The sequence below is a fragment of the Devosia riboflavina genome, from assembly GCF_000743575.1.
Taxonomy (GTDB): Bacteria; Pseudomonadota; Alphaproteobacteria; order Rhizobiales; family Devosiaceae; genus Devosia; species Devosia riboflavina.
Window position 1 is genome coordinate 1 of sequence record NZ_JQGC01000035.1, and the last position, 26581, is coordinate 26581.

Sequence of the window (26581 nt, forward strand, 5' to 3'; positions counted from 1 at the left end):
TGCGCGGCAGGCTCAGGGCGATAGGCTTCCGGTTCCAGCTGGCGCGGCGGCTGATAGGGAGCGGGTTCGGGCTGACGTGGCGCCGAGGCGCGCGGCTGGCTGCCACGGCGATCGGTGAGGTCATGCGTAGCCGGCTGGCCGCGGACGATCGCGTTGAGTTCGGAAAGAGCCTCGATCTGCTCGGCAACGACGCGGCGCATGGCGGCGGCGCTGGCGCGGGTTTCCTCGGGCAGCTCGTTGACGCCACGGGCGAGTTCAGCGCGTGTGGATTCCAGTTCGTGGCCGACTTCGCGAGCCGTTTCGCGCATGGCACGAGCGGTCTCGGCAAAGCGCTGGGTGGCTTCCTCGATCGCCTGCTGCATTTCGCTCGCAAGACGACGCTGGGCTTCCTGCAGGGCGGCATTGGTGCGGCGGCTTTCGCCATCGGCCGTTTCGCGGAAATCGCTGAGGCGGGTGGAGACTTCTTCCGTCGTCTGGTCGAGCGTCTGGCGGAAGGTCGAGGTCGACTGGTCGATGGCCTGGCGCAACTGGCTGGTATTGGCAGCGATGGTGTTGCGCACCGAGCTGGTCGTGTCCGTGATCGTGTCGGCCAGCGAGCTCGTGGTCGAGGTCAGGACATCGGTCACGCTGCCAGCGGTCGAGGCGAGCAGGTCGCTGACGCGGCTGGCATTGTCCTCGAGATTGGCATTGACCTGTTCGGCCTGGGCGGCGAGGGCGGCGCGGACCGAAGACGAGGTCTGGCTGAGGGCAGCGGCAGCGGCCTCGGCGGCGCGCTGGACGGCATTGTCCACCTGCGACGTGCGTTCGTTGAGCGTCGTAGTGAAGCGCTCATTGGTGACATAGAGCGCGTCGTTGACGCTGGTCGTCGCATTGTTGAGCGCTTCGGCAACGGTGTTGCTGGTCGAAGACAGCGCTTCGTCCATGGCGCGGCGGGCGGCAATCATGCGGCGTTCGGTATCGTTGACCGTATCGGCAATCGACTGGGCGAACATGCGCATGCGGCCGTCGATATCGTCGGCGCGGGTGGTGAAGCTGGCCGCCAGGGCATCCATGGCGCCGCGCCGTTCTTCGAGCGAGTCCAGCGCATTGGAGCTGGTGGCTTCGAGGGCGCGCGAGGCCTGGGACATGCTGACGACTTCGACGTCGAGCTTGCCGAGGATTTCGGCGAATTCGCCAACCATGGCCTGGATGGTGTGCTGAAGCGCACCAACGTGACGGCTGACCATCTGGCCGGCTTCTTCGGTCTGGCCCATGGCATCGCGCATGGTGCCGGCATAGTTGGCCGTCTGCTGGGCGATCGAGGTTTCGAGCGTGGCAAGGTTCGTGGTCGACGCGTCGAGCACGCGCTGCAGCAGCAGGTTGGAGTCGTTGAGCTTGTTGAGGGCCGAGGTGACGTCGGTGAGGATCCGGCTCGAGGAGACGGACATGATTTCCTCGGCGTCGCGGGCATTGCCGGCGAGGGCTTCGCGCAGCAGGTTGCCATGGCTGCGCAGGGCCATTTGCAGCTCGTCCGACTTCTGGTCGACGAGGGCGGCGAACTGCGAGGTGTGGCCTTCGACCGACTGATTGATCTCGCTGAGGCGCTGTTCGATCGAGTCGACGGTCTGCACGGCCTTGACCGAAACTATCTGGTCGATCGAGCCGGCAGCAATGCGGATCTGGTCGAGCGCGGTGCGGACGGCCGAGTCCATGCGGTCGGCCGTGGCGGCCACGTCGGCGGAGATCGCGTGGGTCGCGGCAGTGATACGCGTCGAGATTGTTTCCTCGATGCGGTCGGCCCCGGCTTCGAGATCGGCCATGGACTGGGTGATCGAGGTGTTGATGGAGGCGTTGAGCGCGGCGAGGCGTTCCGCCGTGATGTCGGCGCGGGCGGTAATGGCTTCGGGCAGGCTGCCGAGGCGCTTGTCGACGAGATCGACCATGGAATTGCGGGCAGCTTCGACGCCGGCTTCCACGATCTGGGTGGCTTTGCGCACGTTTTCGTCGAAGCTGGCGCTCGCGGCATCGATGCGCGAGGTGACGCCGGTCTGGGCTTCGTCGACGCGCGACAGCGCCGAGTTCAGCTTTTCGGTCATCGCCATGCCGATTTCGGCAACCTTGCCGGCAACCGTCGTCGACATGTCGCCGAGGCGGCCTGCCATGGTTTCGGAAACCGTGCGCAGCGAGGCGTCGATGGATTCGCGCGCGGCGGCGCTGTGCTGGTCGAGCGTCTGGGCGAGTTCGGCCGTGTGCAGGCCGACGGTTTCGCCCATGGAGCTGGTCTGGGTCGACAGCATGTCGGACAGGGCTTCGGTGCGCGCGGTAAGCGCGTTCGAAAGCTGGATGGTGCGGGTGCCGACGGCGGCGGCCAGTTCCTGCGTGCGGCTGTCGAGCACTTCGGTGAGCTCGCTGGTGCGACGATCGAAAGAGGCGTTGAGTTCGCTGGTGCGCGTGTCGAGGGCGCCGGCCATGGCAGCCGTGCGCGCTTCGAGGGCGCCGGTCATGGCCGCGGTGCGAGCGTCGAGATCGCCTACGAAGCGGCCTGCGCGTTCCTCGATGGCGGCAGCAAACTGGGTCTGCTTCTCGTCGAGGGTCGAGGCGAGGGTCTGCGTGCGCTCTTCGAGCTGGCCGGAGAGGGCGCCAGTGCGGCTTTCGATTTCGAGCGACAGCGTATTGGTGCGTTCGGAAAGCGTGTCGGCAAGGCGCTGGGTGCGGCCGGCAATGGCCTGATCGAAGGCCTGGGTGCTGGTCGTGAGCGTCTGGCCCAGCTCCTGCGAGCGGGTGCGAATGGCTTCGCTGAGCTCGGTGCTGCGGCCGGCAAGCGTCTGCTCGATGGCTTCGGCGCCAGAGGCAATGGCCTGGCTGATTTCGCCGACGCGACCCTCGAGGTTGAGGTCGATCGTCTGCGCATAGGAATCGAGACGGTTCGCCAGTTCGTGCGAACGGCTGTTCAGCACGTCGTCAATGCGGCCGGTGCGGCTGTCGAGGTCGGCATTGAGCGTCTGGGCATAGCTGTCGAGACGGCCGGACAATTGTTCGGCGCGATTGTTCAGCACGTCGTCGATGCGGCCGGTGCGGCTGTCGAGATCGACATTGAGTGTCTGGGCGTAGGAGTCGAGGCGGCTCGCGAGCTGCTCGGAACGGCCCGAAAGAACGCTGTCGATGCGGCCGGTCTGGGTGTCGAGCGTCTCGGTGAGCGTTTCGGCATAGGTGTCGAGGCGCTCGGAGATTTCGCGGGTGCGGTTGGAGAGGCTTTCGGTGATGGCGGCGGCCTTGGCGCCGATCACTTCGTTCATCTCGCGGGTGCGATCGCTGACGATGTCGTTGAAGCGGCCGGATTCTTCGTTGAGCGCCATTTCGAGCACATTGGCGCGGGTCGCAAAGCTCGTGCCGTGCTGGTCGAGGCGGGAGAGCAGGCTATCGCCCTTGTCGCCGATGACATTGTCGAGCGCCGACAGACGCTGGTCGAGAAGACCGGTGATTTCGCCGAGGCGCGCATCGAACTGGCCGAGAGAATCCTGGCCGGCGGTCGAAACGGTGATGCGGGCGCGTTCGGCGGTATCGTCGAGGGCGCCGTTGATCTCGATAAGGGCCGACTGCAGGCGGCTTTCGAGCGAATTGAGCTGGATCGACACCGATTCATCGAGCTGGCGCGACAGGGTGCCGAGCATGGCTTCGGCATCGCGGGCGCGGCCCGAAACGTCTTCGCCGATGCGGGTGCCGAGATATTCGAGCGCCTTGGTAACAATATCGCCGCGCTCGCCGAGCTGGTCGACGAGCTTGGTGCCGCTGATGGCGAGGAGGTTAGCCAGGGCGTCCGTCTTGTCCTCAATCGAGGCGGTCAGCATGACGGTCTGGCTATCGAGCGTATTGCCGATGGAGCCGGCGCGGCTATCCAGCGCTTCGGTGAGGGTGTCGATATGGCGCTCGATGGCCGCGGTGAATGCAGCCGTGCGGCTATCAAAATTGTTGGTGACGCGGGCAGCGCTATCTTCGACGACACCGGCGGTGCGTTCGGCGGTGCTGTCGAGCGCGGCGAGGAAATCGGTGGTGCGATTGTCCATCAACTGCGCGAAATTCTCCGAGCGTTCGGAGAAGGCGGCGTTGAGGGCTTCGCCACCGCTTTCGAGCGCACGGGAGAGGCTGCCGCCGCTTTCGGTGATGGTGCCGGCGATGCGCTGGCTGATCATGTCGAGATCGAAGACGAGGCCGGTATGGCTCTCGGTGATCGCTTCGCGCACGCGCTCGGTATTGGTGAGCACGCTTTCGCGCTGGCTCGCGAGTTCGGCGATCAGCGCGCGCATGCGCGATTCATTGTCCGAATAGGTGCGTTCGAGCGCGGTGACCTCGTTGTGGATCATCACTTCGAGTTCGCCGGCGCGGGAGAGGGCGCGTTCGAGGCCATCGCCGAGCGCATTGACTTCGCGGCGCACGGCCTGGCCCACCGAAGCGACCTTGTCTGATGCGGTGACTTCCGGCTCTGCAAGGCGAATGGCGGCCTGGGTGATCGAGGAGGCGGCATTGCGCAGGTCCTGCGCGCGGCGGATCAGCGTTGCGACGGCAAAGAAGCCGAGAACGGGCAGGACGACGATCGCCACCACGGCGACGAATTCGATGCTGCCGGCAAACTGGGCGAAATTGGCCATTTCCGGCCCATAGCGCAGCACGGCGGCGGTGCCGGCAACGGCAACCCATAGAATAGAGAGAACAGTGGCAAGCCAGGTCGGGGTCGCAGACGAGCGGTTCTGCAGGCCGTAGAGCAGGCGCGCTGCGGAGGCACGATCGTCATTGGCGACGGCGCCGGCCTGTTGCGCGATCTTGTCGGCAGCACGGAGCCGTTCCGAACGCGGCTGGGCCGGCTCAGGCTTCTTTTCGGCCTTCGGTCGGGTCGTCGGATCGAGGCTGAACACCGATTCCTTGAGCGCGTCTTCTACCGCTGAAAAAGCCAACGCGGCCGGATCGTTCTGGGTGTTCTGATTGTTGGCCATACTCTCTACAACTCTCGCGTCCGCACTCTAGCGACAAAGCGGGCTTCAGGAAGAGATTAGCTCCCGACCCCTTTAAGGGGCCGTGGTCAAATCGGAACAATTCGATGCAAATGCCTCGCCCGTTCCTGACCCCTCGCCGCCGCGCGCTGGCTCACCGTTCACTATTACATTCAATTTGATGCAATCCGAACGATTTCCTAGCGAAAGGTTAATTTTCGCGTGGAAACGGGGACATGAAACCGCAAACCAAGGCAAAGTTGGGGCTTAACGGCCCGTTCATGCCGCCGCTCTAGGGTTGTACAATGCGAATTGTCCTCTCGCCAATGCGAGCGGATGTGTACGGAGTATTCGTCATGGCCCCCGGCGGCACCGCTCTGCATGCGGAATCCCCTTCCGATATCCGAACCCGGACCATGCGGCCGGTCGACCTCGTCCACCTCGCCAAGCAGTGCCTGGGCGACGAGGGGCTGGAACTGGAAGTGCTGCGGCTCTTCGATACGACGCTGCGGGATTATTACGCTCGACTGAAACTTGCCGCCGGCTTCGACGACCTGGCACTGGTTCTCCATTCGATCAAGGGCGCCGCCGGCGGCGTTGGTGCCTGGGCCGTGGCCGATATGGCCAAGGCCATGGAACACGAAATCCGCAATGGCCGCCCGCTGACGCAAGAACGCATCGACGACCTCGGCCTCGTGGTCGAAGACGTACGCGAGTTTATCGGCCGCATGGTGGCGAACGAGGCGGTTTAGCCGCAACTGAATGCAGCGACCAGCGCTCAGGGGGCAACGCGCGGTTTGACCGCGCGGTTGTCAGATTCTATAGAGCGCCCCATATGAAGTCGGTCCTCGCGGCGCCAATGCGTCGGCGACACAGCATTCAGCAGTTTCCATGTCCCTGTCTTCCGCCGCCGAGGTTTCTCCTCGGGCTCATCTTGAACCGTTCCGCACCCGTCGTACCTTTGCGATCATTTCGCACCCGGACGCCGGTAAGACGACGCTGACCGAGCGGTTGCTTTCGGCGGCCGGCGCTATCCAGCAGGCCGGTGCCGTGCGCGGCAAAGCGGGGCAGCGGTCGACGCGGTCGGACTGGATGGAAATGGAGCAGCAACGCGGCATTTCCATTTCGTCCTCGGTGATGACCTTCGAATTCGACGGGCTCACCATGAACCTGCTCGATACGCCGGGCCACTCGGACTTCTCCGAAGATACCTATCGCACGCTGACGGCCGTGGACGCGGCTATCATGGTGATCGACGCCGCCAAGGGTATCGAAAGCCAGACGCTAAAACTGTTCGAGGTTTGCCGGCTGCGCGATATTCCGATCATCACCTTCATCAACAAGGTGGACCGCGAGGGTCTCGCACCGCTCGATCTGATCGACGAAATCCAGGGCAAGCTGGCGCTCGATCTGACGCCGGTGCTTTGGCCGATCGGGCAGGGCGTGGATTTCAAGGGCTATATCGATCTCCTCGAAAAGCGCGTGGTGACGCCGCAGGGCAAGACGCTGGCGGAATTCGACGCCATCGATGATCTGCTTGAGGTGGAAAGCCTCGTGGATGATCCGGTGTTCATGACGGCGCTCGAAACGCTGGAACTGGCGCGGGCCATGTTGCCGGACTTTGACCTCAAGGTTTTTCACGAGGGCCATATGAGCCCGGTACTCTTTGGCTCCGCGCTGAAGGGCATTGGCGTCGCCGAACTGCTGCGCACGCTGGGCGATTGGGGTCCGGAGCCGCGGCCGCAGCCAGCATTACCGGCGCCGATTTCGCCGGACGAAAAGAAGGTCTCGGGCTTCGTGTTCAAAGTGCAGGCGAACATGGACGCCAATCACCGTGACCGTATTGCCTTCGTGCGCCTCTGCTCGGGCACGTTTACGCGCGGCATGCGCCTCAAGAACGTACGCTCGGGCAAGGATATGGCTGTGGCCAATCCGATGTTCTTCTTCGGTAATAATCGCGAGCTGGCTGAGGAGGCTGTCGCGGGCGATATCGTCGGTATTCCCAACCACGGCACGTTGTCGGTGGGCGATACGCTGACCGAGGGCGCCACGATCAATGTCACCGGCATTCCGAACTTTGCGCCGGAAATCATCCGCCGCGTGCGCCTGACCGATGCGATGAAGACCAAGCAGATGTCCAAGGCATTGTCCGACCTTGCCGAAGAGGGCGTTACCCAGGTGTTCCGCCGCATGGTTGGCGCGGACTGGATAGTCGGTGTTGTGGGTCAACTGCAGCTTGAAGTGCTAGCGAGCCGCGTTGCCAAGGAATATGGCGTGCCGATCACCTTTGAGCCCATGGGCTTTGAGGTGGCGCGCTGGGTCGAAAGCGATGACCCCGATGAACTGAAGCGGTTTATCACGGCGCAGAAGACGAACATGGCCGAAGACCGTGCCGATGCGCCGGTGTTCCTGGCGCAGAATGCGTGGTGGGCGGATCGGGCCAAGCAGGATTGGCCGAAGATCAAGTTCCTCACCACGAAGGAACGGCATTGAGCGCGCCCGACCGCATAGAGGAATTTGTTCTCGCCCTGCAGACCGGCTTTATCGACGGGTCGATCACCAAGCTCAAACTCGGCGGCTATCATGGCGCCGAGGCCGACTTGAAGAGCATCGAGGCGCGAAAAGTGGCGATCAAGGCCGGCGAGCGGATGAGCTTTGTGTTTCGCTACAAGACGCGGGACATCACCAAGAATCTGGTGATCGACGAAGCCATGAGCTTCGTGCGCGATGGCCTTCTCAATGAGTTCCGTAGCGCGCGGCTGGAGACGACAGATTTCGATCTGCAGTTTGAGCGGCAGGGCGACAAGATCAGGTTGAAGAAGACTGAAGTCGCCGGGCGCGAGGCTGTTCAGGGTGGGCACGACCGCGCCAAGAACCGGCCGCTGGCATCGGGCGACAAGGTCTGGATGCAGGCGCTGGGGATTTCCGGCGCCGATGGCAAGGTGCTTGCTGCGTCGCAGGATAAGTTTCGACAAATCAACAAGATGGTCGAGATTTTTGCGCCTTTGATTCAGGAACTCTCGGCCAAGAAGCCGCGGATCGTCGATATGGGTGCAGGCAAGGGCTATCTCGATTTTGCGCTGTTCGACTATCTGAAATCTGAGGGCAAAGAGGCCGAGGTGATCGGCGTCGAGATGCGGCCGAAGCTGGTCGAGGATGGCAATCGGCTGGCCGGCAAGAGCGGGTTCGAGGCGCTGCGTTTCGTACCGGCCTCGATCCTTGATTACGACGCTAGCGGCGCCGATGCCGTCATCGCGCTTCACGCCTGCGATACGGCGACCGATGACGCGATCTTCAAGGGCATTTCCTCTGGCGCTGAACTGATCGCCGTGGCGCCGTGCTGCCACAAGCAGGTGCGGCGGCAGATGGAGGCGGGGTCTTCGGACAATCGGCTCGATTTCCTGCTGCGCCATGGCACATTCATGGAGAAGCAGGCCGAGATGGTCACCGATGGGCTGCGGGCGCTGCTGCTCGAAGCCTCGGGCTATCGGACGAAAGTTTTCGAGTTCGTCTCGGACGCGCACACGCCCAAGAACAATCTCATTGTCGCGCAGAAGGGCAAAGCCGGTTCGCGCGAGGCAGCGCTGAAGCGGATCGCCGAGGTGAAGGCCATGTTCGGCATCGAGAAGCACTATCTCGAGGGTCTGCTGCGGCTGAACTAGTCCTTGGGCGGCGTGACCGTCACGAAGGATAGCTGCACGCGGTTTGACGTCTGCTGCGGACCCTCCCATTCCCAGGGATCGTAGAAAACGCCGCTCCGCCCGTTGTAGAGCATAAAGTGGTCGTCCATGACGTGGACGATCGCCAGATCACGGATGTCGTCCCAGCCGGCTACCGCTTTGATTTCGCCGAGCTGCCAGCCTAGCGAGGCCAGCACGGGCCGAAGATCGCTCCAATTGGTCTGGTGATGAGTTTTGCCGCTCCAGTCGAAGAGAGCAGCGATCTCGTCGTAGGACTGCCCCGTCAGCATTTGCAGGGTTACGACGCCGCAACCGTCCTCCCGTGGACGCTGGGTGATGAATTGCAGGTGTGGTTCGGCGGCGGTCATGCGGTTTTCCTCTTTGGGCGCATCGTGGCGAGCCATGCCCTCATGCGCAAGCGTCCATGCCCAAGCGCGACTTCCTAATGGGGCAGTGGAGGTCTATATCCCATTGGTACAGCAAGCCAAAAAAGACCTATGACCAAAATCACTTTTGTCACGCCCAGCGGCGAACGCATTGAAACCGAAGCGGAAAACGGTGCCACTGTGATGGAAACGGCCATCATCAATGGCATTCCGGGCATTGTCGCCGAATGCGGCGGCGCCTGTACCTGCGCCACCTGCCACGTCTATGTGGAAGAAGATTGGCGCGAGACCGTCGGCGGTCCGTCGATGATGGAAGAAGACATGCTCGACTTCGCCTTCGACGTGAAGGATTCGAGCCGTCTCTCGTGCCAGATCAAGGTGCGGGACAATCTCGATGGGCTCGTGCTGCACGTGCCGACGCGCCAGGGCTAAGGGCAGCGCCGATAGATGAAGGGCATGCCCCAGTCGGCGTTCGTCTCCGGCACTATGTCGTAGAGATAAAACGTGTCTGTGTTGATCCAGATGGCGAAGAAGACGGGGCCGCCAGCAATCGGCTCCCATCGCGCGCCATCTTGATCTGGGATGAGTGCCATAGCGGCGTCGGCCTCCTTTTCGCGCGGACCGAGATAGAAGATATGCGTCTCGTTCGCGGCCTCAATGCGGACGGGTAGGGCGCAGATGGCGTAGTCGGTATCGGGTGTGCCCACTTCCATGGTGGGCATGCTCACCGACCAGGCGCCGACGAATGGCGCTGATTTGCCGGCTTCGACTGCGGCTGATGCCACCGGTCTGGGCAGAGGTGTCAGGGCAAATGTGGCCGTCGCGCCGAGGCCTGTGGCCACAACTACGAGCAGCAGGAACATCCGCAAAAAATTCTGCGCTCCGGCCGAATTCCGCACGGCAAATTCTGGCCGATCAGGCAGATTTCCTGTGACACTTTGCGCCGAACGGCGGGTGTCAGGATTTTTTTGCCCGTCTTTGCTTTGCCAGTCTGGCGTCATTCTAAGGTGGCCCCTGCTAGGGAAATATAAAAGCGATTGAATTTCAACGCCTTGCTCCAATCCCCGGCATTGGAATATTTTGCCTCATCGTTGGAATAGGACTGTTATGACTCGCCTCAACACATTCCCGTTGAGTTTCAAGGTCAAGGGCAAGCGCATTATGATCGTCGGCGGCACCGACGAGGCCCTGAACAAAGTCCGGTTGGTCGCAAAGACGACTGCTTCAATAGAGATTTACACAAGGCAGGTTGAGACGGATTTTTCCGGGTTCGACGTGACCGTGTTCGAACGTCCACTGACCGCTGAGGATGTGGCCGGTGTGGCGCTGGTTTTCGTGGCCGATGAGGGGCCGGACGGGCAACTTGCCATGGCCGAGGCTCGCCGGCTGAACATTCCGCTCAATGTCGTCGACGTCCCCGCCGAATGCGATTTCTACACGCCGTCCATCGTCGATCGTGCGCCGCTGACCGTGGCGATTTCGACCGAGGGTGATGCACCGGTTCTGGCGCGGCTTGTGCGGGCACAGATCGAGGCGCTGCTGGCGCCGGGGCTTGGCAAGATCGCTGGTCTCGCCGGCAGGATGCGCCACAAGGTTGAGAGCCTGATCCACGATGGCGCTGCCCGTCGGCGCTATTATGAGGATTTGGTCACCTCCACCGCCGTGGAGCAGGCTCTGGAAGAGGGGCGCGGCGAGGCTGAGGCCGAAAAACTGCTGGCGAGCCATGCCGAGAATGGCGTGGGGCAGGGTGTTGTCTGGCTGATCGGTGCCGGTCCAGGCGCTGCCGATCTTCTTACTCTTCGCGCCCAGCGTTTGCTGCAGCAGGCCGATGTTATCGTGCATGACCAGCTCGTGCCCGCCGAAGTGGTCGAAATGGGCCGCCGCGATGCCGAGCAGATTTGCGTCGGCAAGGCCAAGGGCCATCATTCCTTCAACCAGGCGCAGATCAATACGTTGATCGTGCGACTGGCGAGCGAGGGCAAGAAGGTCGCCCGGCTGAAGTCAGGCGATCCGATGATCTTTGGGCGCGCCGGCGAGGAAATCGCCGCTCTGCGCAAGGCGGGGATCGAGTATCAGATCGTGTCCGGCGTAAGTGCCGCGCTGGCTGCGGCGGCCGATACGGCGACGCCGGTGACGCTGCGCAAAGTGTCGAGCGGGCTCGTGGTCGCGACGGCGCATGGCGCAGATGACAGCGAACTGGCCCATTGGGCGTCTCTCGCCGAAACTGGCCTGACGCTAGCGCTCTACATGGGCAAATCGATTGCTGCCGAAACGGCGGAACGGCTCGTTGCGCTGGGCGCTGCGGCCGATCTGCCGGTGGGCATTGTCGTAAATGCAGGACGGCCGGAAAGCCGGTCCTATGCGGGTAATTTGGGTGATCTTGCGCGTGGCGCGGTCGAGTTCGATGACGGTCCGGCCGTTATCCTGATCGGTCGGGCTGTGGCGCATGGCGATTGGGTTGAGGCCGTCGCCAGGAATGCAGAAAGTTTCAAGGTAGCATGAGCAAGGAAATTCTCACCGGCAACGAGCTCACCTCGGGGGCGGCGGTCTATCTGTCGGCGTCAGGCGAGTGGGTGGAGCCGCTGCAGTCGGCGCGTCTCTTCTCCAAGGAAGAGGTTGCCGAGCGCGATGCTGCGCTGGCCGCGACCAAGGCCGGCGGCCGTGTCATCAGCCTTGAAATCGAAGAAGTCGACGAGGTGGACGGCCAGATAGTGCCCAAGCGTCTTCGCGAACGTATTCGTGCGGCAGGCCCCACCGCGCCGCTTACTCTCAATGGGCAGGCTTACGACCGCCAGCATCTGGGTGAGGACGGTCATGTATCGATATGACGAATTTGACGCCGCGTTTGTCGCGGGTCGCACGGCGCAGTTCGCCGATCAGGTGAAACGCCGCCTTTCGGGCGAATTGACCGAAGACCAGTTCCGTCCGCTACGGCTGATGAACGGGCTCTACCTGCAGCTCCACGCCTATATGCTGCGCGTCGCCGTGCCCTATGGCACGCTGTCGAGCCGCCAGATGCGCAAGCTGGCCCATATCGCCCGCGTGTACGACCGCGGCTATGGCCATTTCACGACGCGCCAGAACATCCAGTACAACTGGCCCAAGCTGAAGGATATTCCGGTCATTCTCGACGAGCTAGCCTCGGTCGAAATGCACGCGATCCAGACCTCGGGCAATTGCATCCGCAATGTCACGACGGACCAGTTTGCCGGCGCTGCCGCCGACGAGATCATCGATCCGCGTCCGGTCGCCGAAATCCTGCGCCAGTGGTCGAGCCTGCATCCGGAGTTCTCGTACCTGCCGCGAAAATTCAAGATCGCCATTACCGGCGCACCACATGACCGCGCGGCCATCCGCTTCCACGATATCGGGTTGCAGGCCGCGGTGAACGCTGCGGGCGATGTTGGCTGGGAAGTCTGGGTTGGCGGCGGCCTTGGCCGTACGCCGATGATCGCCAAGCTGATCAACAGTTTCGTGCCCAATGAGCACCTGCTGGCTTATCTCGAAAGCATCATGCGCGTTTACAACCGCTATGGTCGCCGGGATAACAAGTACAAGGCGCGCATCAAGATCCTGGTGCACGAAGAAGGTCTTGAGACCATCAAGGGCCAGGTCGAAGCCGAATTTGCCGAAGTCCGTGGCGGCGTGCTCACCCTGCCGAGCGAGGAAGTCGACCGCATCAGCGCTTATTTCGCGCTGCCCGATTTTGCCCCGCAGAGCCTGACCAAGATCGACGTGGCCTATGAGTCCATTGTCGATGCTGCCTATGGCCGCTGGCTTGACAACAACATCAATGCCCATGCCCAGCCGGGCTATGCATCGGTGACGGTGTCGCTCAAGCCAGTCGGCGGTGCACCGGGCGATGCGACGGATACGCAGATGGAGGTCGTTGCCGACCTCGCTGAGAAATACTCCCATGACGAACTGCGCGTCACGCATGAGCAGAACCTCGTTCTGCCCCACGTCGCGCTGGCCGATCTTCGCGCCGTTTTCGATGCACTGGTGGCCGCCGAGCTTGCCGAAGGTAACAACAACCTCATCACCGACATGATCTGCTGCCCGGGCCTCGATTTCTGCGCTCTGGCCAATGCTCGCTCGATCCCGATCGCCCAAGAAATTTCCAAGAAGTTTGCCGAGCCGGCGCGCCAGAAGGAAATCGGCGAGCTGAAGATCAAGATTTCCGGCTGCATCAATGCCTGCGGGCATCACCATGTCGGCCACATCGGCATTCTGGGCGTCGAGAAGAAGGGCGGCGAGCTCTATCAGATCACGCTGGGCGGCGACGCGACCGAGCATGCCTCGGTCGGCAAGATAATCGGGCCGGGTTTTGAGGCCGAGAACGTGCCGGGTGCCATCGAAAAGTTGGTCGATTTCTACATCGCCCAGCGTCAGGGCACCGAAGAGACTTTCATTCAAGCCTATCGGCGTCTTGGGGAAGCGCCCTTCAAGGAGGCCCTCTATGGGACTGCCTAAACTCGCTCCCGCGCAGGCGGCGCACGACAAGCTGAAGGCGCTGGGCATCCTGGCGCTCAACGGCATGTTCGACGAAATGGACGCGCTGAGCGTGCTCCGTTATGCCGTCAGTGACGTGCTGCCGGGCGATCTCGCCATCGTTTCGTCCTTCGGGGCGGACTCGGCCGTGCTGCTGCATATGGTGGCGCAGGTCGATCCCAGCATGCCGGTCTATTTCCTCGAAACGGGCAAGCATTTCCGGGAAACGCTTGATTACGTCGAGACGCTGAAGAAGCAGCTTGGCCTGATCAATGTGCACGCCATCCACCCCAATGCGGACGACGTAAAACGCTTCGATCCCAATGGCGATCTCTGGGAAACCGACCCCGATTCCTGCTGCCATATCCGCAAGACCGAGCCGCTTGAGCCCGTGACGGAGCAATATGGCGGCTGGGTGACCGGCCGCAAGCGCTACCAGACGACGGAACGCGGCGTGCTGCCGCATTTCGAGCTGACGAGCGACGATCGCATCAAGGTCAATCCGCTGGCCTATTTCTCCGATGCCGACGTCGTCGAATATCGCCAGAAGCACAACTTGCCCGAGCATCCGCTCTATGCCAAAGGCTACAAGTCCATTGGTTGCGCGCCCTGCACCTCGGTGGTTGCCGAGGGTGAGGATCCGCGTGCCGGACGGTGGCGCGGCCTCAACAAGAAGGAATGCGGCATCCATTATGACTTCAGTGGAGCGATCGCCAATCCGATGACTGCCGCAGCCCGCCATACGCTCTGGAAAGACGGCGCCTTTATTGCCGACCCCTTCAAGGAATGGGTCGAAGGCACCGCGCCATCCGAGGCTCGCTATACGCACGTGCCATTGCCGGAATTTCTGGCCAATCGCGCAGACTATCTCGCGAGCCAGCATCCGTTTGGCCTGCTGGTATCGCCCGGCGAGAAGATCGAGGATGTCGTCGATGATCTCTCGCGGTTTGCCTCGATCGCCATCAAATTCCCTGCCTTCTCGGATGGTCGCGGCTATTCGACGGCGCGTCTGCTGGTCGAGCGGTTCAAATATACGGGTGAAATCAGGGCTGTAGGCGACGTTCTGCAGGATCAGATTCCGCATATGCGCCGCTGCGGCTTCAATGCCCTCGTCGTGACCCACGAGCCGAGCCGCCAGGCGCTGATCGAAAACCGCCTGCCGGAAATGGCACTGTTCTATCAGCCTGTGGGCGTCACCGAAGTACCGCTTGGTACTCGCCCCTTCCTTCGCCGCGTCTCCTAGGATAAGTGGAGCGCGTTAGTCGCCTTTAATGGGCAAAGCCGGGGGCGCTGGTGACAGCGGCAGTTCCCATTCATCGAGCGGGGCAATGGGGCCCCGATGGGACCAACTTTTCCGGAGCCGCAGCGGCTCCGGTGTCGAACGGACTTTGAAAATGAGCACTGAGATCACCACCGACGTTGTCGTCATCGGCGCTGGCCCCTGCGGCCTGTTCGCGGCTTTCGAACTCGGGCTCCTCGACATCAAATGCCACTTCATCGACATTCTGGATCGTCCCGGCGGCCAGTGCGCCGAGCTTTATCCGGAAAAGCCGATCTACGACATTCCGGCTTTCCCCATGGTCACCGGCCAGCAGTTGACCGATAACCTGATGGCTCAGATCGCGCCGTTCTCGCCCGAATTCCACTTCTCGCGCATGGTCAATTCCATCGAGAAGCTCGAAGACGGCTCGTTCAAGCTGCAGACCGATGCCGACGAGACCTTCTTCACCAAGGTCGTGGTGATCGCGGCCGGTGGCGGCTCGTTCCAGCCCAAGCGCCCACCGGTGCCTGAGATCGAGCAGTTCGAAAACAAGTCGGTCTTCTATGCCGTCCGCAAAATGGAAGATTTCCGCGGGCAGGACGTGGTCATCGTCGGCGGCGGTGACTCGGCGCTCGACTGGACGCTGAACCTGCAGCCGATCGTGCGGACCCTCACCCTCGTTCACCGTCGCGACGCCTTCAAGGCGGCTCCCGCTTCGGTTAACAAGATGAAGGAACTGGTGGCCGAGGGTAAGGTCAACTTCCAACTCGGCCAGATCGCCAAGCTCGATGGCGAAAACGGCCAGATCAACCACGTTCACCTGACGACCGATGCTGGCGATCTCTCGATCCCCGCTACGCGCCTGCTGCCGTTCTTCGGCCTCACCATGAAGCTCGGCCCGGTGGCCGATTGGGGCCTTGAGCTGAATGACAACACCATCGTCGTCGACACCGAAAAGTTCCAGACCTCGGTCCCTGGCATCTTTGCCATCGGTGACATCAACTACTACCCCGGCAAGCTCAAGCTGATCCTCTCGGGTTTTCACGAGGCCGCGCTGATGGCTCAGGCCGCCAAGGCGATCGTCTCGCCGGGTGAGCGCGTTGTGTTCCAGTACACGACCAGTTCCACGAAGCTGCAGAAGAAGCTGGGTGTGGCTTAGGGGCCATCACAAACACGGTGTCATCCCCGCGAAAGCGGGGACCTCCGTTTCCGCAAGAAAACAGGGGTTCCCGCTTTCGCGGGAATGACCCGGTGGATGGGTTGAAGCGCAGCGCCCTTGCGCCGTATGCCCGTTGGGCGCTAAGCACGCCCCGCTGTTGAGGAGCGCCCAATGAAGATCACCGTTACCGACCAGGCAGGCGAAGTGCACGAGCTCGAAGGGCTCGAAGGCTGGCGTGTAATGGAAGTCATTCGCGACTGGGGCCTCAACATCAAGGCCGAATGCGGCGGCGCGCTGAGCTGCGCCACCTGCCATGTCTATGTGGATAGCGATTGGCTCGACACCGTCGGCGCGCCGAGCGACGAAGAAGAGGACATGCTGGACTCCGTCGGCGACGTGAAGTCGAACTCGCGCCTCTCCTGCCAGATACTCTGTTCCGATGATCTCGACGGCCTCAAGCTGACCCTGGCCCCGAGCGCTTCCAAGGACTTCTAGGGAAGGCCGGGCCGAAGCCCGGCACCCATTCATTCTGCCGCGATTGCAGGAGCCTTTTCGAGGCCATGGCGCTCGATGAATGCGCCGAAAGACTGCACCCAGCCATTGAGGAAGGCGAGGGTCGTGTCATCCGTCACTTCGAGATCGTCGGTGATCAGGCCCGGCTTCATATTGAAGTAGACTTCGGGCTGGCCCATCACCAGCATGCCATAGACCGGCAGGACCGAGCGAAGGTGACCCTGTCCAGCGGCGGTGCCAGTGGCGCCCGGCGTCGCGCCGACAATGGCGGTCGGCATGTCTTTCCAGGAACTTTGCGCATAGGGACGCGAGGCCCAGTCGAGCGCATTCTTCAGCACGCCGGGAAACGAGCGATTGTATTCCGGCGTCACGATCAGCGCGGCATCGGCAGCTTCGACGCGACGCTTCAGCTCGGTCACGACGGTCGGCGGGTTGGCCCAGAGGTCGTTGTTGTAATAGGGCAGGCCGGCGATATCGAGATAGTCAAACTTCAGTTTGTCCTCGGCAAGCTTTTCCAGCGTGTGGGCAAGCTTGCGATTGACCGAATTGGCGCTCAGGCTGGCGACGAGAACAGCGACATTTTTCATTGGAAGAACCGTGGTATCCATTGGTAACTGACGCTATATGAGTGACTGTCTTTTCCAGCGCAAGACCGCACTTTTTTGATACCTGAGGCACCAAAATGAAACCGATCCACCACGAAATCACCAATGATTGCAGGCCGGTGGGCGAAATCCTCAACCAGATCGGCGGCAAGTGGACTGTGCTCATCATCAATGTGCTGAGCGGCGGGCCGATGCGGTTTTCCGAGATCAAGCGGCAGATCGGCGGCATCAGCCAGAAGGTGCTGACGGCGACACTGCGCGATCTCGAAATGGATGGTTTTCTGACGCGCACGGTGACGCCGTCGATTCCGCCGCATGTCGACTATGAGCTGACCGAACTGGGGCAAGATCTGCAGGGACCTCTGCACGTGCTGGGGCAATGGGCCCTCAACAATCGTCCCAAGGTTCTGGAAGCCCGTGGCCGGTATTTTGCCGCGCACCCCGACGCAGTGCCGCAGCGCAAGCCACGGCTCGCGCCGTCACCTCGTGCCGCCGCCGAATAGCGCTTTTAGGCGGTCTTGCCGGCGTCCTGCGTGACCTTGACCAGTTCGGGAATAAAATCCCGAACCATGGGTTGCGGCTGGGTGTCGAAGGGCAGGGGGCGTACTACTCGCATGGCGGCAATGCCGACCCGAACGGTCATCAACCCATTGACCACACCTTCGCCCAGCCGGGCCGAGAGCTTTGCAGCGAGCCCTTGGCCGACCAACTGCTCGACAATGCCGTCGGTCAGCACCAGACCGCCGGTGACGGCCAGATGAGACAGGATCGCGCCTGCCAGCCGCCAGAAGCCGAAGAAGCCTGGGCGGGCGCCGTATAGAGCTGCAATAGCGCCGGCGAGCCGGACGCTTTCATAGATCACGAAGGCCACATCGATCAACGCCCGCGGCGATACCGCCGTCACCAGCGCCACGCGCCGAGCCGACGACGCCGTCAGCGCTTTGGCACGCGCGTCGAGCGGGGCCATCAGGCTGCGTTCGGCGAGGGTGACGATTTCGGTGCCATCGAAGAGATGCGGCAGATTGGTTTTCACCACCTCACGGCTCCGCGCCATGTCGGGGCGATCGGCATAGATGCCTTCGAGGCGTTCGACGACGTGTCGAGCCAGCTTCTGATCGTCCTCGCTGCGGGCCCGCGCCGCATCGGCCTTGAGCGCATCAAGTGTCCGCAGGCGGCGCAAGGCGAAGATTTCTCGGGCCACCAGCGCCAGAGCGGCGACGACAAAGGCGCCGAGCACACCGAGGCCAGCCCAGCCGAGCCACTCATAGCGCGCAAAGAGATCACGGATCAGCCGGTCGGCGGCGAGTGCCAATCCAGCAGAAACCAGAATTCCGCCCGCCGCCCAGGCGATCCGCCCTATCCAGCCCATGCGCCGTGGCGGCGGGCCGACCAAGTCGGGTTCCAGTTCGGGCTCGAACGAGGTTTCGACGATTTCGGCTTCAGCAGGCGCAAACGCGCGGGGAATGCGGACAGGCGTCGCGGTCTCGGTCTGCGTCTGGGTGGGGCGGGCGATGGGACGCTTCATGCCATCCAGTCTCCGATGAGATAGTCGAGCGCGCGGTCGAAACGGATATGGGGCAGGACCACTTCGCCGTCGGCATTGGTTTCGAGCTTTTGCGGCGGGGTGAAGCGCAGGAAATTCAGCGCCACGGGCTGGCCATTCTCGAACAATGAATCCGGACGTTCCGGTAAGTCACCGGGAAACAAGGCGATTTCGGTTTTGCCGTCATAGGTCGTGCCGTCCAGTTCCTCGCCTGCCTGCGGCGTGCCGATCAGCGTGGGCAGGGTTTCGCCCTGCTCGCGGATCGTGCCTTCGCTGGTGGCGCGGATGGCGGCGATGGCAAGCGACTTGGTCTCGGCCCCGGCAAAACGTGCCCGCTTGCTGGCATTGCCGACGAGGCGATTGAGGATGGCTTCCAAACGATCGTGGCTTGTGTGGTGCACATGGTCCGCCTTGGTCGCGGCGAAGAGGATGCGATCAATGCGCCGGCTGAAGGGGCGAAGTAGGGGATTGGCTTCGCCCTGACGGAAACAAGCGAGGACGGATGTCAGCGCCGTTTCAAGATCGGCGACGGCCGCGGGCCCGGTGTTCAATGCGCGCAAAGTATCCACTAGCACAACTTGCCGATCCAACCGAGCGAAGTGATCTCGAAAGAAGGGACGGATCACCTGGGCCTTGTAGGCCTCGTAGCGGTTTTCCAGCATGGCATAGAGGCTGTTGCCGCGGATTGGTTGGTTCGGGCGCGGTAGCGGCGCGAAAGTGAGTGCGGGCGAGCCTTCGAGGTCGCCGGGGAGCAGGAAGCGGCCGGGTGGCAGGGTGGAAAGCGCGCCATGCTCGCGGCTGCGACGGAGATAGGTCGTGAAGGCCGAAGCCAGGTGCTCGGCACTGAGGTCACTGGCGTCCTTGAGAACGTCCGTGCTGTCGAGCTCGGTAAGGAAAGTTGCTGCCTCGTCGGCATGGCCCGGCTGCCGCGCCCGCTCCAACGCTTCGGCGCTCCATTCGGCAAAGCTCTTGCCGAGCAGCGGCAGGTCGAGCAGCCACTCGCCGGGATAATCGACGATATCGAGATTGAGCGTAGCGGGGCCCGAAAATCCGGCCCACCATTTCGCCGACTGGAATTTCAGCACGATGCGCAGTTGGGAAATGCGCCGCGTGCTTTCCGGCCAGGTCGCCGGCCTGCCGGTCAGCGCCGCCATATGCTGCTCATAGGCAAAGCGCGGAATGGTCGCGTCGGGATAGTCGGCCAGCTTCGCGCCAATGAACCGTCCCTCGGCCAGCGGCGAGAATCCGGGCAGGCGGCCTTGCGTAAGCAGATTGTGGATCAGCGACGTGATGAACATGGTCTTGCCCGCCCGGCTCAGCCCGGTCACACCCAGCCGCAGGGTCGGCGTGAGAATGCCCGTGGCGCTGTCGGCAAGGTTCGAGAGGGCAATGCCCAGCTCGTCGGTGATGGTGGTGGGCGGTTGCGGCAAAACTCAATTCCCCATGCGTCCCTGCAAGTTAGGGACTGGGGTGCCTTTTGCAAGGGTGGAGGCGGCGTCCAAACGCCGCCCCGCAAACTCTATTACTTACCAATCTCGCTGAGATCGTACGGCGTCGTCTGGTAGATCTCGTTGATCCAGTTCTGGAACAGCAGATGGGCATGGCTGCGCCAACGGTTCTCCGGCTCGACGCTCGTATCCCCATTCGGGAAGAGATTGACCGGCGGCGTGGTGTCGAGCCCGGCCTTGACGTCGCGCTCATATTCATCGGCCAGCGAGCGGTTGTCATATTCCAGATGGTTGAGGAAATAGACCGATTTTCCGGCCTTTTCGCCCAGCATGCAGAGACCGATATCGCTGTCCATCAACACCTCCAGGTCGTCACCGACGCTGGCGCGATCGATGTCGTTGTAGCGCGAGACCGGGATCATCGGGCTATCGGACATGCCGCGCAGGAAAGGCGAGCGCGGATTGACGATGCGATGGCGATAGACGCCAAACGCCTTCTCATCCATCCGGTAGCGCTTTACGCCGTGGAAATGGTGCAGAGCTGCCTGCGCGCCCCAGCAGATGAACATGGTGTGGTGCACATTGGTGCGGGTCCACGCCATGATCTCCAGCATTTCGTTCCAGTAGCGCACGTCCTCGAACGGGATATGGGCAATGGGCGCGCCAGTGACGATAAAGCCGTCGAACTTGCGCTCCTTCACCTCTTCCCAGGTCTGGTAGAAGGTTTTCAAATAGTCTTCGGATGTGTGCTTGGACTGGTGCTCGGTGATACGCACGAGGGAGAGATTGATCTGCAGCGGGGTGGCGCCGATCAGCCGCGAAAACTGCGTCTCGGTGCGCTCCTTGTTCGGCATCAGGTTGAGAAGGCCAAACTCGAGCGGACGGATGTCCTGCCGCGCGGCGCGGCTAGAATCCATGACATTGACGCCCTCGTCTTCGAGGGTTTTGCGGGCAGGCAGATTGTCGGGAATACGAATAGGCATATGAGCCTCTGAACGGTCAGGAAAAGCGGAATTTTTAGGCGTCTGGCGCGTCCCCGCGGGGCACGCGCTAACGCATTCGCTTTTCGATGGCTGCGGCGACGAGATCGACGAATTCGTCGCCATCGCGCACCATGGCCAGGTCCGAAGCCTCGACGGTGTAGCCAAAATTGTCGGCCAGCGCCTGATAGCGCGGCAGGCGATTGTGCAGCAGCGCCTCAAAACCCCAAGCGCCAAACTGTGCCGGGTCGATGTCGTTGTCTTGGCTGATATTGTTCATCGCTTTGAATTCGGCCCACTTTTCGACGAGGAAGGCCGGCCGGTAATACATCGGCTTGGGGCTCTCCTTGAACCGGCGCACCAATTCGGCGGCGTCCTTGTCGGTGCCGCGAATATAGAGCAGCAGCGTGTTTTCAGCGAGGGTCTTCACCACCGGATCATTGGCATCGTCGTGGTCGATGACTTCGATCAGCGAACCACCCGTGTCAGCGATGAAATCATCATAGCCATAGAGCGCCTTGGCGCGGTCGACGAAGTGCGGCACATCGAGCAGGGCAGAAATTTCCGCCACGCGATGCTGCTCTTGCCGGCGCTGATATTCGGCAAGCGGCAGGCCGCCCTTTTGCGGGTCGCCTGGCGTGCCGAGATAGCTCGATAGCGGGTCGAGATTGTCAAACGTGATGTTGGACGAGATGTAGATGGAGTCCGAGCGCAACAGTTGCGCCAGGAATGGCACCTTCATGGCCTCGGCTTTGAAATTGTCGACGATGTACTCGCCCATGTGGCGCGTGCCGATGCGATAGTCGACCGAATAGTGAAACCAGCGGTTTTTGCGTAAAAGGTTCGACAGCCGCGTCTTGCCCACGCCAGCCATGCCAAAAACCGTCACGGCACGGCGCGGCGCTTTGATGAACTGGTCGGGCGTTTCAAACAGCATTTTTTGGCTTCTCAAGTCGGGCAGGCTTTAGAGCAATACCCGTTATTGCACAAGGTTGTGCAGGTATTTACGGCCTTTCCAGACCCTTCCTTGCTCTCGGCCCCGCACTGCGCTGCCCTCGGGCTCGACCCGAGGGCCACTTCCCAGTGGCACAATGCTGAGTGGCTCCCCTAGAGGCCCTCGGGTCGAGCCCGAGGGCAGCACGGTGGAATTTGCGATAACCGGGCCCAAGGCGGCATTTTTTGCCATACGCCCCATCCTTTTCTGCCGGTCGGCAGGGTGGAGCAGACGCTACAGAGTCAAAAAGACAAGTTAATTCATATGGTTAACAAGTTGGCATTGCCCTTGCATTGCCTGGAGCAAACAGGCGCTTGCCTCGTCTTTTGGGGAACTGGAGTTTTAAATGGGTATTTTTGGCGCTCTTCAAAGTGCGGTTTCTGGCCTCAAGGCTCAGTCGCATGCCATGGAGAACATTTCGGGCAATATCGCCAATTCGCAGACGATTGGCTACAAGCGTATCGACACCAGCTTCGTCGACATGATCCCCGACGCGCCCGTCAAGCAGCAGATTGCTGGCGCGGTCTCCTCCTATTCGCGCTCGATGAACACGCTGCGCGGCGACATCCAGAATGCCGACACTGAAACCTACATGGCCCTCAACGGCAATGGTTTCTTCGTGACGGAAAAGGGCGATGGCTCGGGCGGCACCTTCTACACCCGCCGCGGTGACTTCGACATCGACCGCAATGGCTATCTCGTCAATGGCGCAGGTTACCGCCTGACCGGCCTTGGCATGAGCAACGGCGTGGTGACCGGTTCGGTCGCTGAAGCCGTCAAGATCGACAATTCGTTCCTGCCGGCCAAGCGCTCGACCACCATCAACTACCAGCTCAACCTGCCGCAGAGCCCGAAGACGGCCTCCTACGTCTCGACCACTCCGGGCAGCGAACTGCTGAAGCCCTGGAGCTATTCGGGCGACGTACAGGGCTCGCCGGTTGCTCCGAAGGTGATTGGCCCGGCCGCGGGTGCCCCGACGACGATCCCGGCCTATGGCTACGGCAATATTGTCGATGGCACAGCTTTGGCGTCCACCATCCTGGGTGACAACAATACCGTCACCGTCACCATTGGCGCCAACCCGCCGTTCAATCTGGTCTTCGATACCGATGGTACCGTTGGTGGTGCCAACGTCGATGCGACCGGCGATATTGCAACGACCCTCGCCAACATGCAGGCGGCGATTCAGGCCTCCCCCGGTGGTGCTGGCGCCGTTGTCGGTATCAAGGACGGCCGAGTGTTCGTGCAGCTTGGCGCTGCGAGCACCGACTCGCTGACCCTTGGCTCTGCCCCGGCAGGTCTCCTCGGGCTCGCCTCCGCTACGACGCCGGTCACCGCGGGCAACGTCACGTCGGCCAACATGCCGGCAGACTTGCTGTTCACCACCAATGGTCAGCAGCTTGAAATCACCGTCGGCAGCGTCACCCGCAAGTATCTCATCGATACGAAGGGTACGCTGACTGCCGGTTCCGGTGTCGTGAAGGTGGATGGCACTGGCTCCCTCAAGGAAATGCTCGACGTCATTCAGGCTGACCTGCGCGCCAACGGCGGCGCTGGTGCCAGCGGCGCCACCGTTTCCTGGGATGCCACCAACGATCTCGTCGTCGACTTCCCAGGCAACTACCGCTCGGACGTGACGATTGCCGGTTCAGCAGCCAACACCGTCGGCCTCAACCAGACCGTAACGGCTTCGACCGGTACGCTCTCCACCGTCTCAGCCGCCAACGCAGAACTCTTCGTCAAGGAATCCATCTCCGGCGGCGGCATCACCGTCTACTCGCAGACTGGCGAGCCGGTGAACGTGCAGATGCGTTGGGCCAAGGTTTCCGACGATGCCGGCATCGCGACCTGGAGCCTCTTCTACGCTTCGGACTCCGCACCCGGTTCGGCCAATGCCTGGACGAAGATGGCCGATTACACCTTCGACCAGGGCGTGCTCTCGGGCATCGCCGGCGGGTCGGGTGTCACCGTCAGCGGCACCGAGCGCCTCAACATCGCGAACCTCTCGATCAACGGTCGCAGCTTCGGCTCCATCACCGTCGATCACGGCCTCAAGGGCATGACCCAGTTTGCCGACAATTCCGGCATGGCCACCACCACCCAGCTCAAGCAGGATGGTTATGGCGCCGGTGAGTTCATCTCGGTTGGTATTTCCGACGAAGGCCAGGTGATCGCCTCCTACACCAATGGCGAAACCCGCGCCGTGGCTCAGATCATCACCGCCAGCTTCTCCAATCCCAATGCCCTCAAGCGCGGCGACGGCGGTGCCTACACGGCCACCACCGAATCCGGCGAAGCCATCATCAACCAGTCGGGCGAAGGCATCGTGGGCTCTTCCACCGAAGCCTCCAACACTGACATCTCGGAAGAATTCACCAAGCTGATCGTCACCCAGCAGGCCTACTCGGCCAATACCAAGATCGTGACCGCAGCCGACGAGATGCTTCAGGAAGCTCTCAACATGATCCGCTGAGGTCTGCCAATGCTTTTGGAATGCGGCACATCTTCCTACCGGCCTTTCGGGCTGTCTGGCCGGTTAATGCCCTGCCCGGGCGGGGAGAACCGCAGCATTCCCTTTTTATCCATGGTCCCCGCGCATGCGCCGGGACTCGCCATTTCTCAGATTCGCCGTGTCTTCGGCCTGGCCACTAGTGCCTTGCAGAGGTTCGGCGCCAAAGGAGACCCGCTATGGGTTTGACGGTTGCAATCGGGAATGCGCTTTCCGGCCTCAAGGCCAGCCAAACGGCGCTGGAAGTCATTTCCCGCAATATCTCGAATGCCGGTACCCCCGGCTATCACAAGCAGACGCTCAACGTCGTCGAAGTCGGTCGCGGTGACAATTCCTACGTCCGCGCCGGCAATGTCGACCGCGCCTTCGACTCCATCCTGCAGAATTACTACACCAAGCAGGTGCCGGAGACCGCTTACTCGGTGACGCGCGGCACCTTCCTCGATCGCATGCAGACCGCGCTCGGCAAGCCTGGCAGTGCCGGTTCGCTCGACACCATGCTGGGCAAGTTGCAGACCTCGCTCGATGCCCTCGGCACGAGCCCGGACAATTATGCGACGCGCGCCGATGTGGTGACCAAGGCCACCGACATGGCCAATACGCTGAACCGTCTCTCGCAAGAAGTGCAGGCAATGCGCCGCGAGACCGAGACGCGCATGGCTTCCACGGTCGACCAGGTCAATTCCATGCTCACCTCGCTGCGCGATGTGAACCTGGTGCTGGCCGACTATGGCGTGGACCAGAACACCCGCAATAGTCTCCTCGACCAGCGCGACCGCCTGGTGTCGGGCCTGTCGGAAACCATGGACCTGCGGGTCGACTACAATCCCGACGGCACCGTTCGCCTCGCGACGCGCTCCGGCGCTGCCCTTCTCGACGTAAAGCCCTCGCTGCTCGTCTTCGAACAGGCTGGTTCGCTCACCCCGACCACCGAATTCAACATAGACGACAGCAAGAACGGCGTCGGCAAGCTCATCATCGAGACGCCGAACGGCACCCGCATTGACCTCGTCAAGGACGGCGCGATCCGTTCGGGTTCGCTCGGCGCCCTTATCGAACTGCGCGATACGACCCTGCAGGACGCCCAGCGCCAGCTCGACGATATCGCGGCGAGCCTCGCGCAGGTCTTCTCGTCGGTGCAGGAGCCCGGCACGGCTGTTGCCGGTCCGCCGTCGGGCTTCGATATGGATCTCAGCAAGCTCCAGGATGGCGACGATTTCACCATCAAGTACCGCGGCAATGACGGCGTCGAACGCACGGCCAAGGTCGTCCGCGTCGACGATCCGGCAAAGCTGCCGCTGACCAGCCCCGACAGTTTCGGCAATCAGGTCGTCGGCGTACGCTTTGCCGGCAATGGTCCCGCCGGCAGCGTCGACATGTCCTACATCACGAGCGTGCTCAATTCCTCGCTGACCGTCGGCCCGACCTTCTCGGGTACCGGTTCGACGCTGGAAGTGCGCGCCAACGGCAATGGCACGCCGATCAACGCCTCGACCCGCTGGACGGCCACGGACCTGCAGGGCGGCCAGCTCGCCATGCCGCTCTTCCTCGATGCCGAGGGCAAGCCCTTCACCAATTCACTGGCGGGGCAGGGGCAGCGTCTCGGCTTTGCCGGTCGCATCACCATCAATCCTGCTGTCGTTGCCGACAACACGCTGCTGGTCAACTACAACGCGACCACGGCTTCGGGCGACAACAAGCGCGTCGACTATATCGCCGAGCAGTTCAACAACATGCGGTTCGGGTCGAACTCGCAGGTTGGTGCCAAGAATGGCGGCTTCCGCCTCTCCGGCTCACTGACCGACATGGTCTCGCAGGTGATGGAATATCAGGGCAGCTCTATCCAGACCGCCCTGTCTGCCAGCGAGACCAATAGCCAGACACTCGATGCCATCACTTCGCGCATGGAAGAGAGCTACGGCGTCGACATCAACGAGGAAGTGGCCCGGCTGATGGAGTTGCAAAACGCCTATGCCGCCAATGCCCGCGTTGCCTCGGTCGTGCAGGAACTGCTCGACACACTCATGCAGTCGTTCACGTAAAGGCGT

21 protein-coding genes are annotated in these 26581 nt (G+C 62.1%); 13 read left to right on the plus strand and 8 right to left on the minus strand.

Features of this window, described 5'->3' with window-relative positions; all coding sequences use genetic code 11:
- Positions 1 to 4967, minus strand: a 4967-nt coding sequence (locus JP75_RS23595) for an apolipoprotein A-IV repeat region-like domain-containing protein (RefSeq protein ID WP_035087452.1), incomplete at its 3' end; no start/stop codon positions are given.
- Between the two features lie 353 nt (positions 4968 to 5320).
- Between JP75_RS23595 and JP75_RS23600 the strand changes: the two genes are divergently transcribed.
- From JP75_RS23600 to JP75_RS23610, 3 genes are all read left to right on the plus strand, one after another.
- On the plus strand, positions 5321 to 5716 hold the full coding sequence (locus JP75_RS23600; protein WP_051961287.1) for an Hpt domain-containing protein: 396 nt from the start codon (positions 5321 to 5323) through the stop codon (positions 5714 to 5716).
- A 139-nt stretch (positions 5717 to 5855) separates the two neighbouring features.
- The gene (locus tag JP75_RS23605) at positions 5856 to 7457 is read left to right on the plus strand and encodes a peptide chain release factor 3 (RefSeq protein WP_051961290.1); all 1602 of its coding nucleotides are present in this window, start codon (positions 5856 to 5858) and stop codon (positions 7455 to 7457) included.
- Positions 7454 to 8626 carry a class I SAM-dependent methyltransferase gene (locus JP75_RS23610; protein WP_035087454.1) on the plus strand — a complete coding sequence of 391 codons (1173 nt, stop codon included), beginning with the start codon at positions 7454 to 7456 and terminating at the stop codon, positions 8624 to 8626. Before JP75_RS23605 ends, JP75_RS23610 begins: the two co-directional genes overlap by 4 nt.
- Here JP75_RS23610 and JP75_RS23615 read toward each other — a convergent pair.
- Entirely contained in the window at positions 8623 to 9012 is a 390-nt protein-coding gene (locus JP75_RS23615; RefSeq protein ID WP_051961311.1) for a hypothetical protein, read from the minus strand. The two genes, JP75_RS23610 and JP75_RS23615, sit on opposite strands and share 4 nt — an antisense overlap.
- 129 nt (positions 9013 to 9141) lie before the next feature.
- Here JP75_RS23615 and JP75_RS23620 point away from each other — a divergent pair, with 129 nt between their 5' ends.
- Complete coding sequence (locus tag JP75_RS23620; protein WP_035087455.1) at positions 9142 to 9462, plus strand: 2Fe-2S iron-sulfur cluster-binding protein; 321 nt, start codon at positions 9142 to 9144, stop codon at positions 9460 to 9462.
- Here the strand turns inward: JP75_RS23620 and JP75_RS23625 are convergent.
- Entirely contained in the window at positions 9459 to 9893 is a 435-nt protein-coding gene (locus tag JP75_RS23625; protein WP_152565971.1) for a hypothetical protein, read from the minus strand. The genes JP75_RS23620 and JP75_RS23625 overlap by 4 nt on opposite strands.
- 244 nt (positions 9894 to 10137) lie before the next feature.
- On the opposite strand from JP75_RS23625, the gene cysG reads away from it, so the two are divergent.
- The 6 genes from cysG (at position 10138) to JP75_RS23655 (ending at position 16436) form a co-directional block, all read left to right on the plus strand.
- Positions 10138 to 11532 carry a siroheme synthase CysG gene (gene cysG / locus JP75_RS23630; RefSeq protein WP_035087459.1) on the plus strand — a complete coding sequence of 465 codons (1395 nt, stop codon included), beginning with the start codon at positions 10138 to 10140 and terminating at the stop codon, positions 11530 to 11532.
- Positions 11529 to 11858: a DUF2849 domain-containing protein gene (locus tag JP75_RS23635; protein WP_051961293.1), complete on the plus strand. Its 330-nt coding sequence runs from the start codon at positions 11529 to 11531 to the stop codon at positions 11856 to 11858. The genes cysG and JP75_RS23635 overlap by 4 nt, the downstream gene beginning before the upstream one ends.
- Positions 11845 to 13503 carry a nitrite/sulfite reductase gene (locus JP75_RS23640; RefSeq protein WP_035087460.1) on the plus strand — a complete coding sequence of 553 codons (1659 nt, stop codon included), beginning with the start codon at positions 11845 to 11847 and terminating at the stop codon, positions 13501 to 13503. Before JP75_RS23635 ends, JP75_RS23640 begins: the two co-directional genes overlap by 14 nt.
- Positions 13490 to 14764 (plus strand): phosphoadenylyl-sulfate reductase, encoded by a 1275-nt coding sequence (locus JP75_RS26070; RefSeq protein ID WP_084587902.1) that lies wholly within the window; start codon positions 13490 to 13492, stop codon positions 14762 to 14764. Before JP75_RS23640 ends, JP75_RS26070 begins: the two co-directional genes overlap by 14 nt.
- Positions 14765 to 14915: 151 nt before the next feature.
- The gene (locus JP75_RS23650; RefSeq protein WP_035087461.1) at positions 14916 to 15941 is read left to right on the plus strand and encodes an NAD(P)/FAD-dependent oxidoreductase; all 1026 of its coding nucleotides are present in this window, start codon (positions 14916 to 14918) and stop codon (positions 15939 to 15941) included.
- 171 nt (positions 15942 to 16112) lie between these two features.
- Positions 16113 to 16436: a 2Fe-2S iron-sulfur cluster-binding protein gene (locus JP75_RS23655; protein WP_035087462.1), complete on the plus strand. Its 324-nt coding sequence runs from the start codon at positions 16113 to 16115 to the stop codon at positions 16434 to 16436.
- 29 nt (positions 16437 to 16465) lie between these two features.
- Here the strand turns inward: JP75_RS23655 and JP75_RS23660 are convergent, their stop codons facing one another.
- Positions 16466 to 17041: an NADPH-dependent FMN reductase gene (locus JP75_RS23660; RefSeq protein ID WP_035087536.1), complete on the minus strand. Its 576-nt coding sequence runs from the start codon at positions 17039 to 17041 to the stop codon at positions 16466 to 16468.
- 95 nt (positions 17042 to 17136) lie between these two features.
- Between JP75_RS23660 and JP75_RS23665 the strand changes: the two genes are divergently transcribed.
- The gene (locus tag JP75_RS23665; RefSeq protein WP_035087463.1) at positions 17137 to 17562 is read left to right on the plus strand and encodes a winged helix-turn-helix transcriptional regulator; all 426 of its coding nucleotides are present in this window, start codon (positions 17137 to 17139) and stop codon (positions 17560 to 17562) included.
- Positions 17563 to 17567: 5 nt separating this feature from the next.
- Here the strand turns inward: JP75_RS23665 and JP75_RS23670 are convergent, their stop codons facing one another.
- The 4 genes from JP75_RS23670 to JP75_RS23685 all read right to left on the minus strand — a co-directional run bounded on the left by JP75_RS23670 (position 17568) and on the right by JP75_RS23685 (position 21967).
- The gene (locus JP75_RS23670; RefSeq protein WP_051961295.1) at positions 17568 to 18584 is read right to left on the minus strand and encodes a YcjF family protein; all 1017 of its coding nucleotides are present in this window, start codon (positions 18582 to 18584) and stop codon (positions 17568 to 17570) included.
- Positions 18581 to 20032, minus strand: coding sequence for a YcjX family GTP-binding protein (locus tag JP75_RS23675; RefSeq protein WP_035087464.1), 1452 nt, complete (start codon positions 20030 to 20032; stop codon positions 18581 to 18583). Before JP75_RS23675 ends, JP75_RS23670 begins: the two co-directional genes overlap by 4 nt.
- A 92-nt stretch (positions 20033 to 20124) precedes the next feature.
- Entirely contained in the window at positions 20125 to 21033 is a 909-nt protein-coding gene (locus JP75_RS23680; protein WP_035087465.1) for a homoserine O-succinyltransferase, read from the minus strand.
- A gap of 67 nt (positions 21034 to 21100) precedes the next feature.
- Positions 21101 to 21967: a hypothetical protein gene (locus JP75_RS23685; protein ID WP_035087467.1), complete on the minus strand. Its 867-nt coding sequence runs from the start codon at positions 21965 to 21967 to the stop codon at positions 21101 to 21103.
- A gap of 403 nt (positions 21968 to 22370) precedes the next feature.
- Between JP75_RS23685 and JP75_RS23690 the strand changes: the two genes are divergently transcribed.
- On the plus strand, positions 22371 to 24497 hold the full coding sequence (locus JP75_RS23690; protein WP_035087468.1) for a flagellar hook-basal body complex protein: 2127 nt from the start codon (positions 22371 to 22373) through the stop codon (positions 24495 to 24497).
- A 215-nt stretch (positions 24498 to 24712) separates the two neighbouring features.
- The gene (flgK, locus tag JP75_RS23695) at positions 24713 to 26575 is read left to right on the plus strand and encodes a flagellar hook-associated protein FlgK (RefSeq protein ID WP_035087469.1); all 1863 of its coding nucleotides are present in this window, start codon (positions 24713 to 24715) and stop codon (positions 26573 to 26575) included.
- Positions 26576 to 26581 lie beyond the last annotated feature (6 nt).

Bases quoted from the DNA above. Each gene is read 5' to 3' on its own strand.
- JP75_RS23600 (WP_051961287.1), top strand. From the start codon at position 5,321: ATGGCCCCCGGCGGCACCGCTCTGCATGCGGAATCCCCTTCCGATATC.
- JP75_RS23660 (WP_035087536.1), bottom strand. From the start codon at position 17,041: ATGAAAAATGTCGCTGTTCTCGTCGCCAGCCTGAGCGCCAATTCGGTC.
- JP75_RS23655 (WP_035087462.1), top strand. From the start codon at position 16,113: ATGAAGATCACCGTTACCGACCAGGCAGGCGAAGTGCACGAGCTCGAA.
- JP75_RS23640 (WP_035087460.1), top strand. From the start codon at position 11,845: ATGTATCGATATGACGAATTTGACGCCGCGTTTGTCGCGGGTCGCACG.
- JP75_RS23685 (WP_035087467.1), bottom strand. From the start codon at position 21,967: ATGCTGTTTGAAACGCCCGACCAGTTCATCAAAGCGCCGCGCCGTGCC.
- JP75_RS23665 (WP_035087463.1), top strand. From the start codon at position 17,137: ATGAAACCGATCCACCACGAAATCACCAATGATTGCAGGCCGGTGGGC.
- JP75_RS23635 (WP_051961293.1), top strand. From the start codon at position 11,529: ATGAGCAAGGAAATTCTCACCGGCAACGAGCTCACCTCGGGGGCGGCG.
- JP75_RS23650 (WP_035087461.1), top strand. From the start codon at position 14,916: ATGAGCACTGAGATCACCACCGACGTTGTCGTCATCGGCGCTGGCCCC.
- JP75_RS23680 (WP_035087465.1), bottom strand. From the start codon at position 21,033: ATGCCTATTCGTATTCCCGACAATCTGCCTGCCCGCAAAACCCTCGAA.
- JP75_RS23615 (WP_051961311.1), bottom strand. From the start codon at position 9,012: ATGACCGCCGCCGAACCACACCTGCAATTCATCACCCAGCGTCCACGG.
- flgK (WP_035087469.1), top strand. From the start codon at position 24,713: ATGGGTTTGACGGTTGCAATCGGGAATGCGCTTTCCGGCCTCAAGGCC.
- JP75_RS23620 (WP_035087455.1), top strand. From the start codon at position 9,142: ATGACCAAAATCACTTTTGTCACGCCCAGCGGCGAACGCATTGAAACC.
- cysG (WP_035087459.1), top strand. From the start codon at position 10,138: ATGACTCGCCTCAACACATTCCCGTTGAGTTTCAAGGTCAAGGGCAAG.
- JP75_RS23690 (WP_035087468.1), top strand. From the start codon at position 22,371: ATGGGTATTTTTGGCGCTCTTCAAAGTGCGGTTTCTGGCCTCAAGGCT.
- JP75_RS23605 (WP_051961290.1), top strand. From the start codon at position 5,856: ATGTCCCTGTCTTCCGCCGCCGAGGTTTCTCCTCGGGCTCATCTTGAA.
- JP75_RS23670 (WP_051961295.1), bottom strand. From the start codon at position 18,584: ATGAAGCGTCCCATCGCCCGCCCCACCCAGACGCAGACCGAGACCGCG.
- JP75_RS26070 (WP_084587902.1), top strand. From the start codon at position 13,490: ATGGGACTGCCTAAACTCGCTCCCGCGCAGGCGGCGCACGACAAGCTG.
- JP75_RS23625 (WP_152565971.1), bottom strand. From the start codon at position 9,893: ATGTTCCTGCTGCTCGTAGTTGTGGCCACAGGCCTCGGCGCGACGGCC.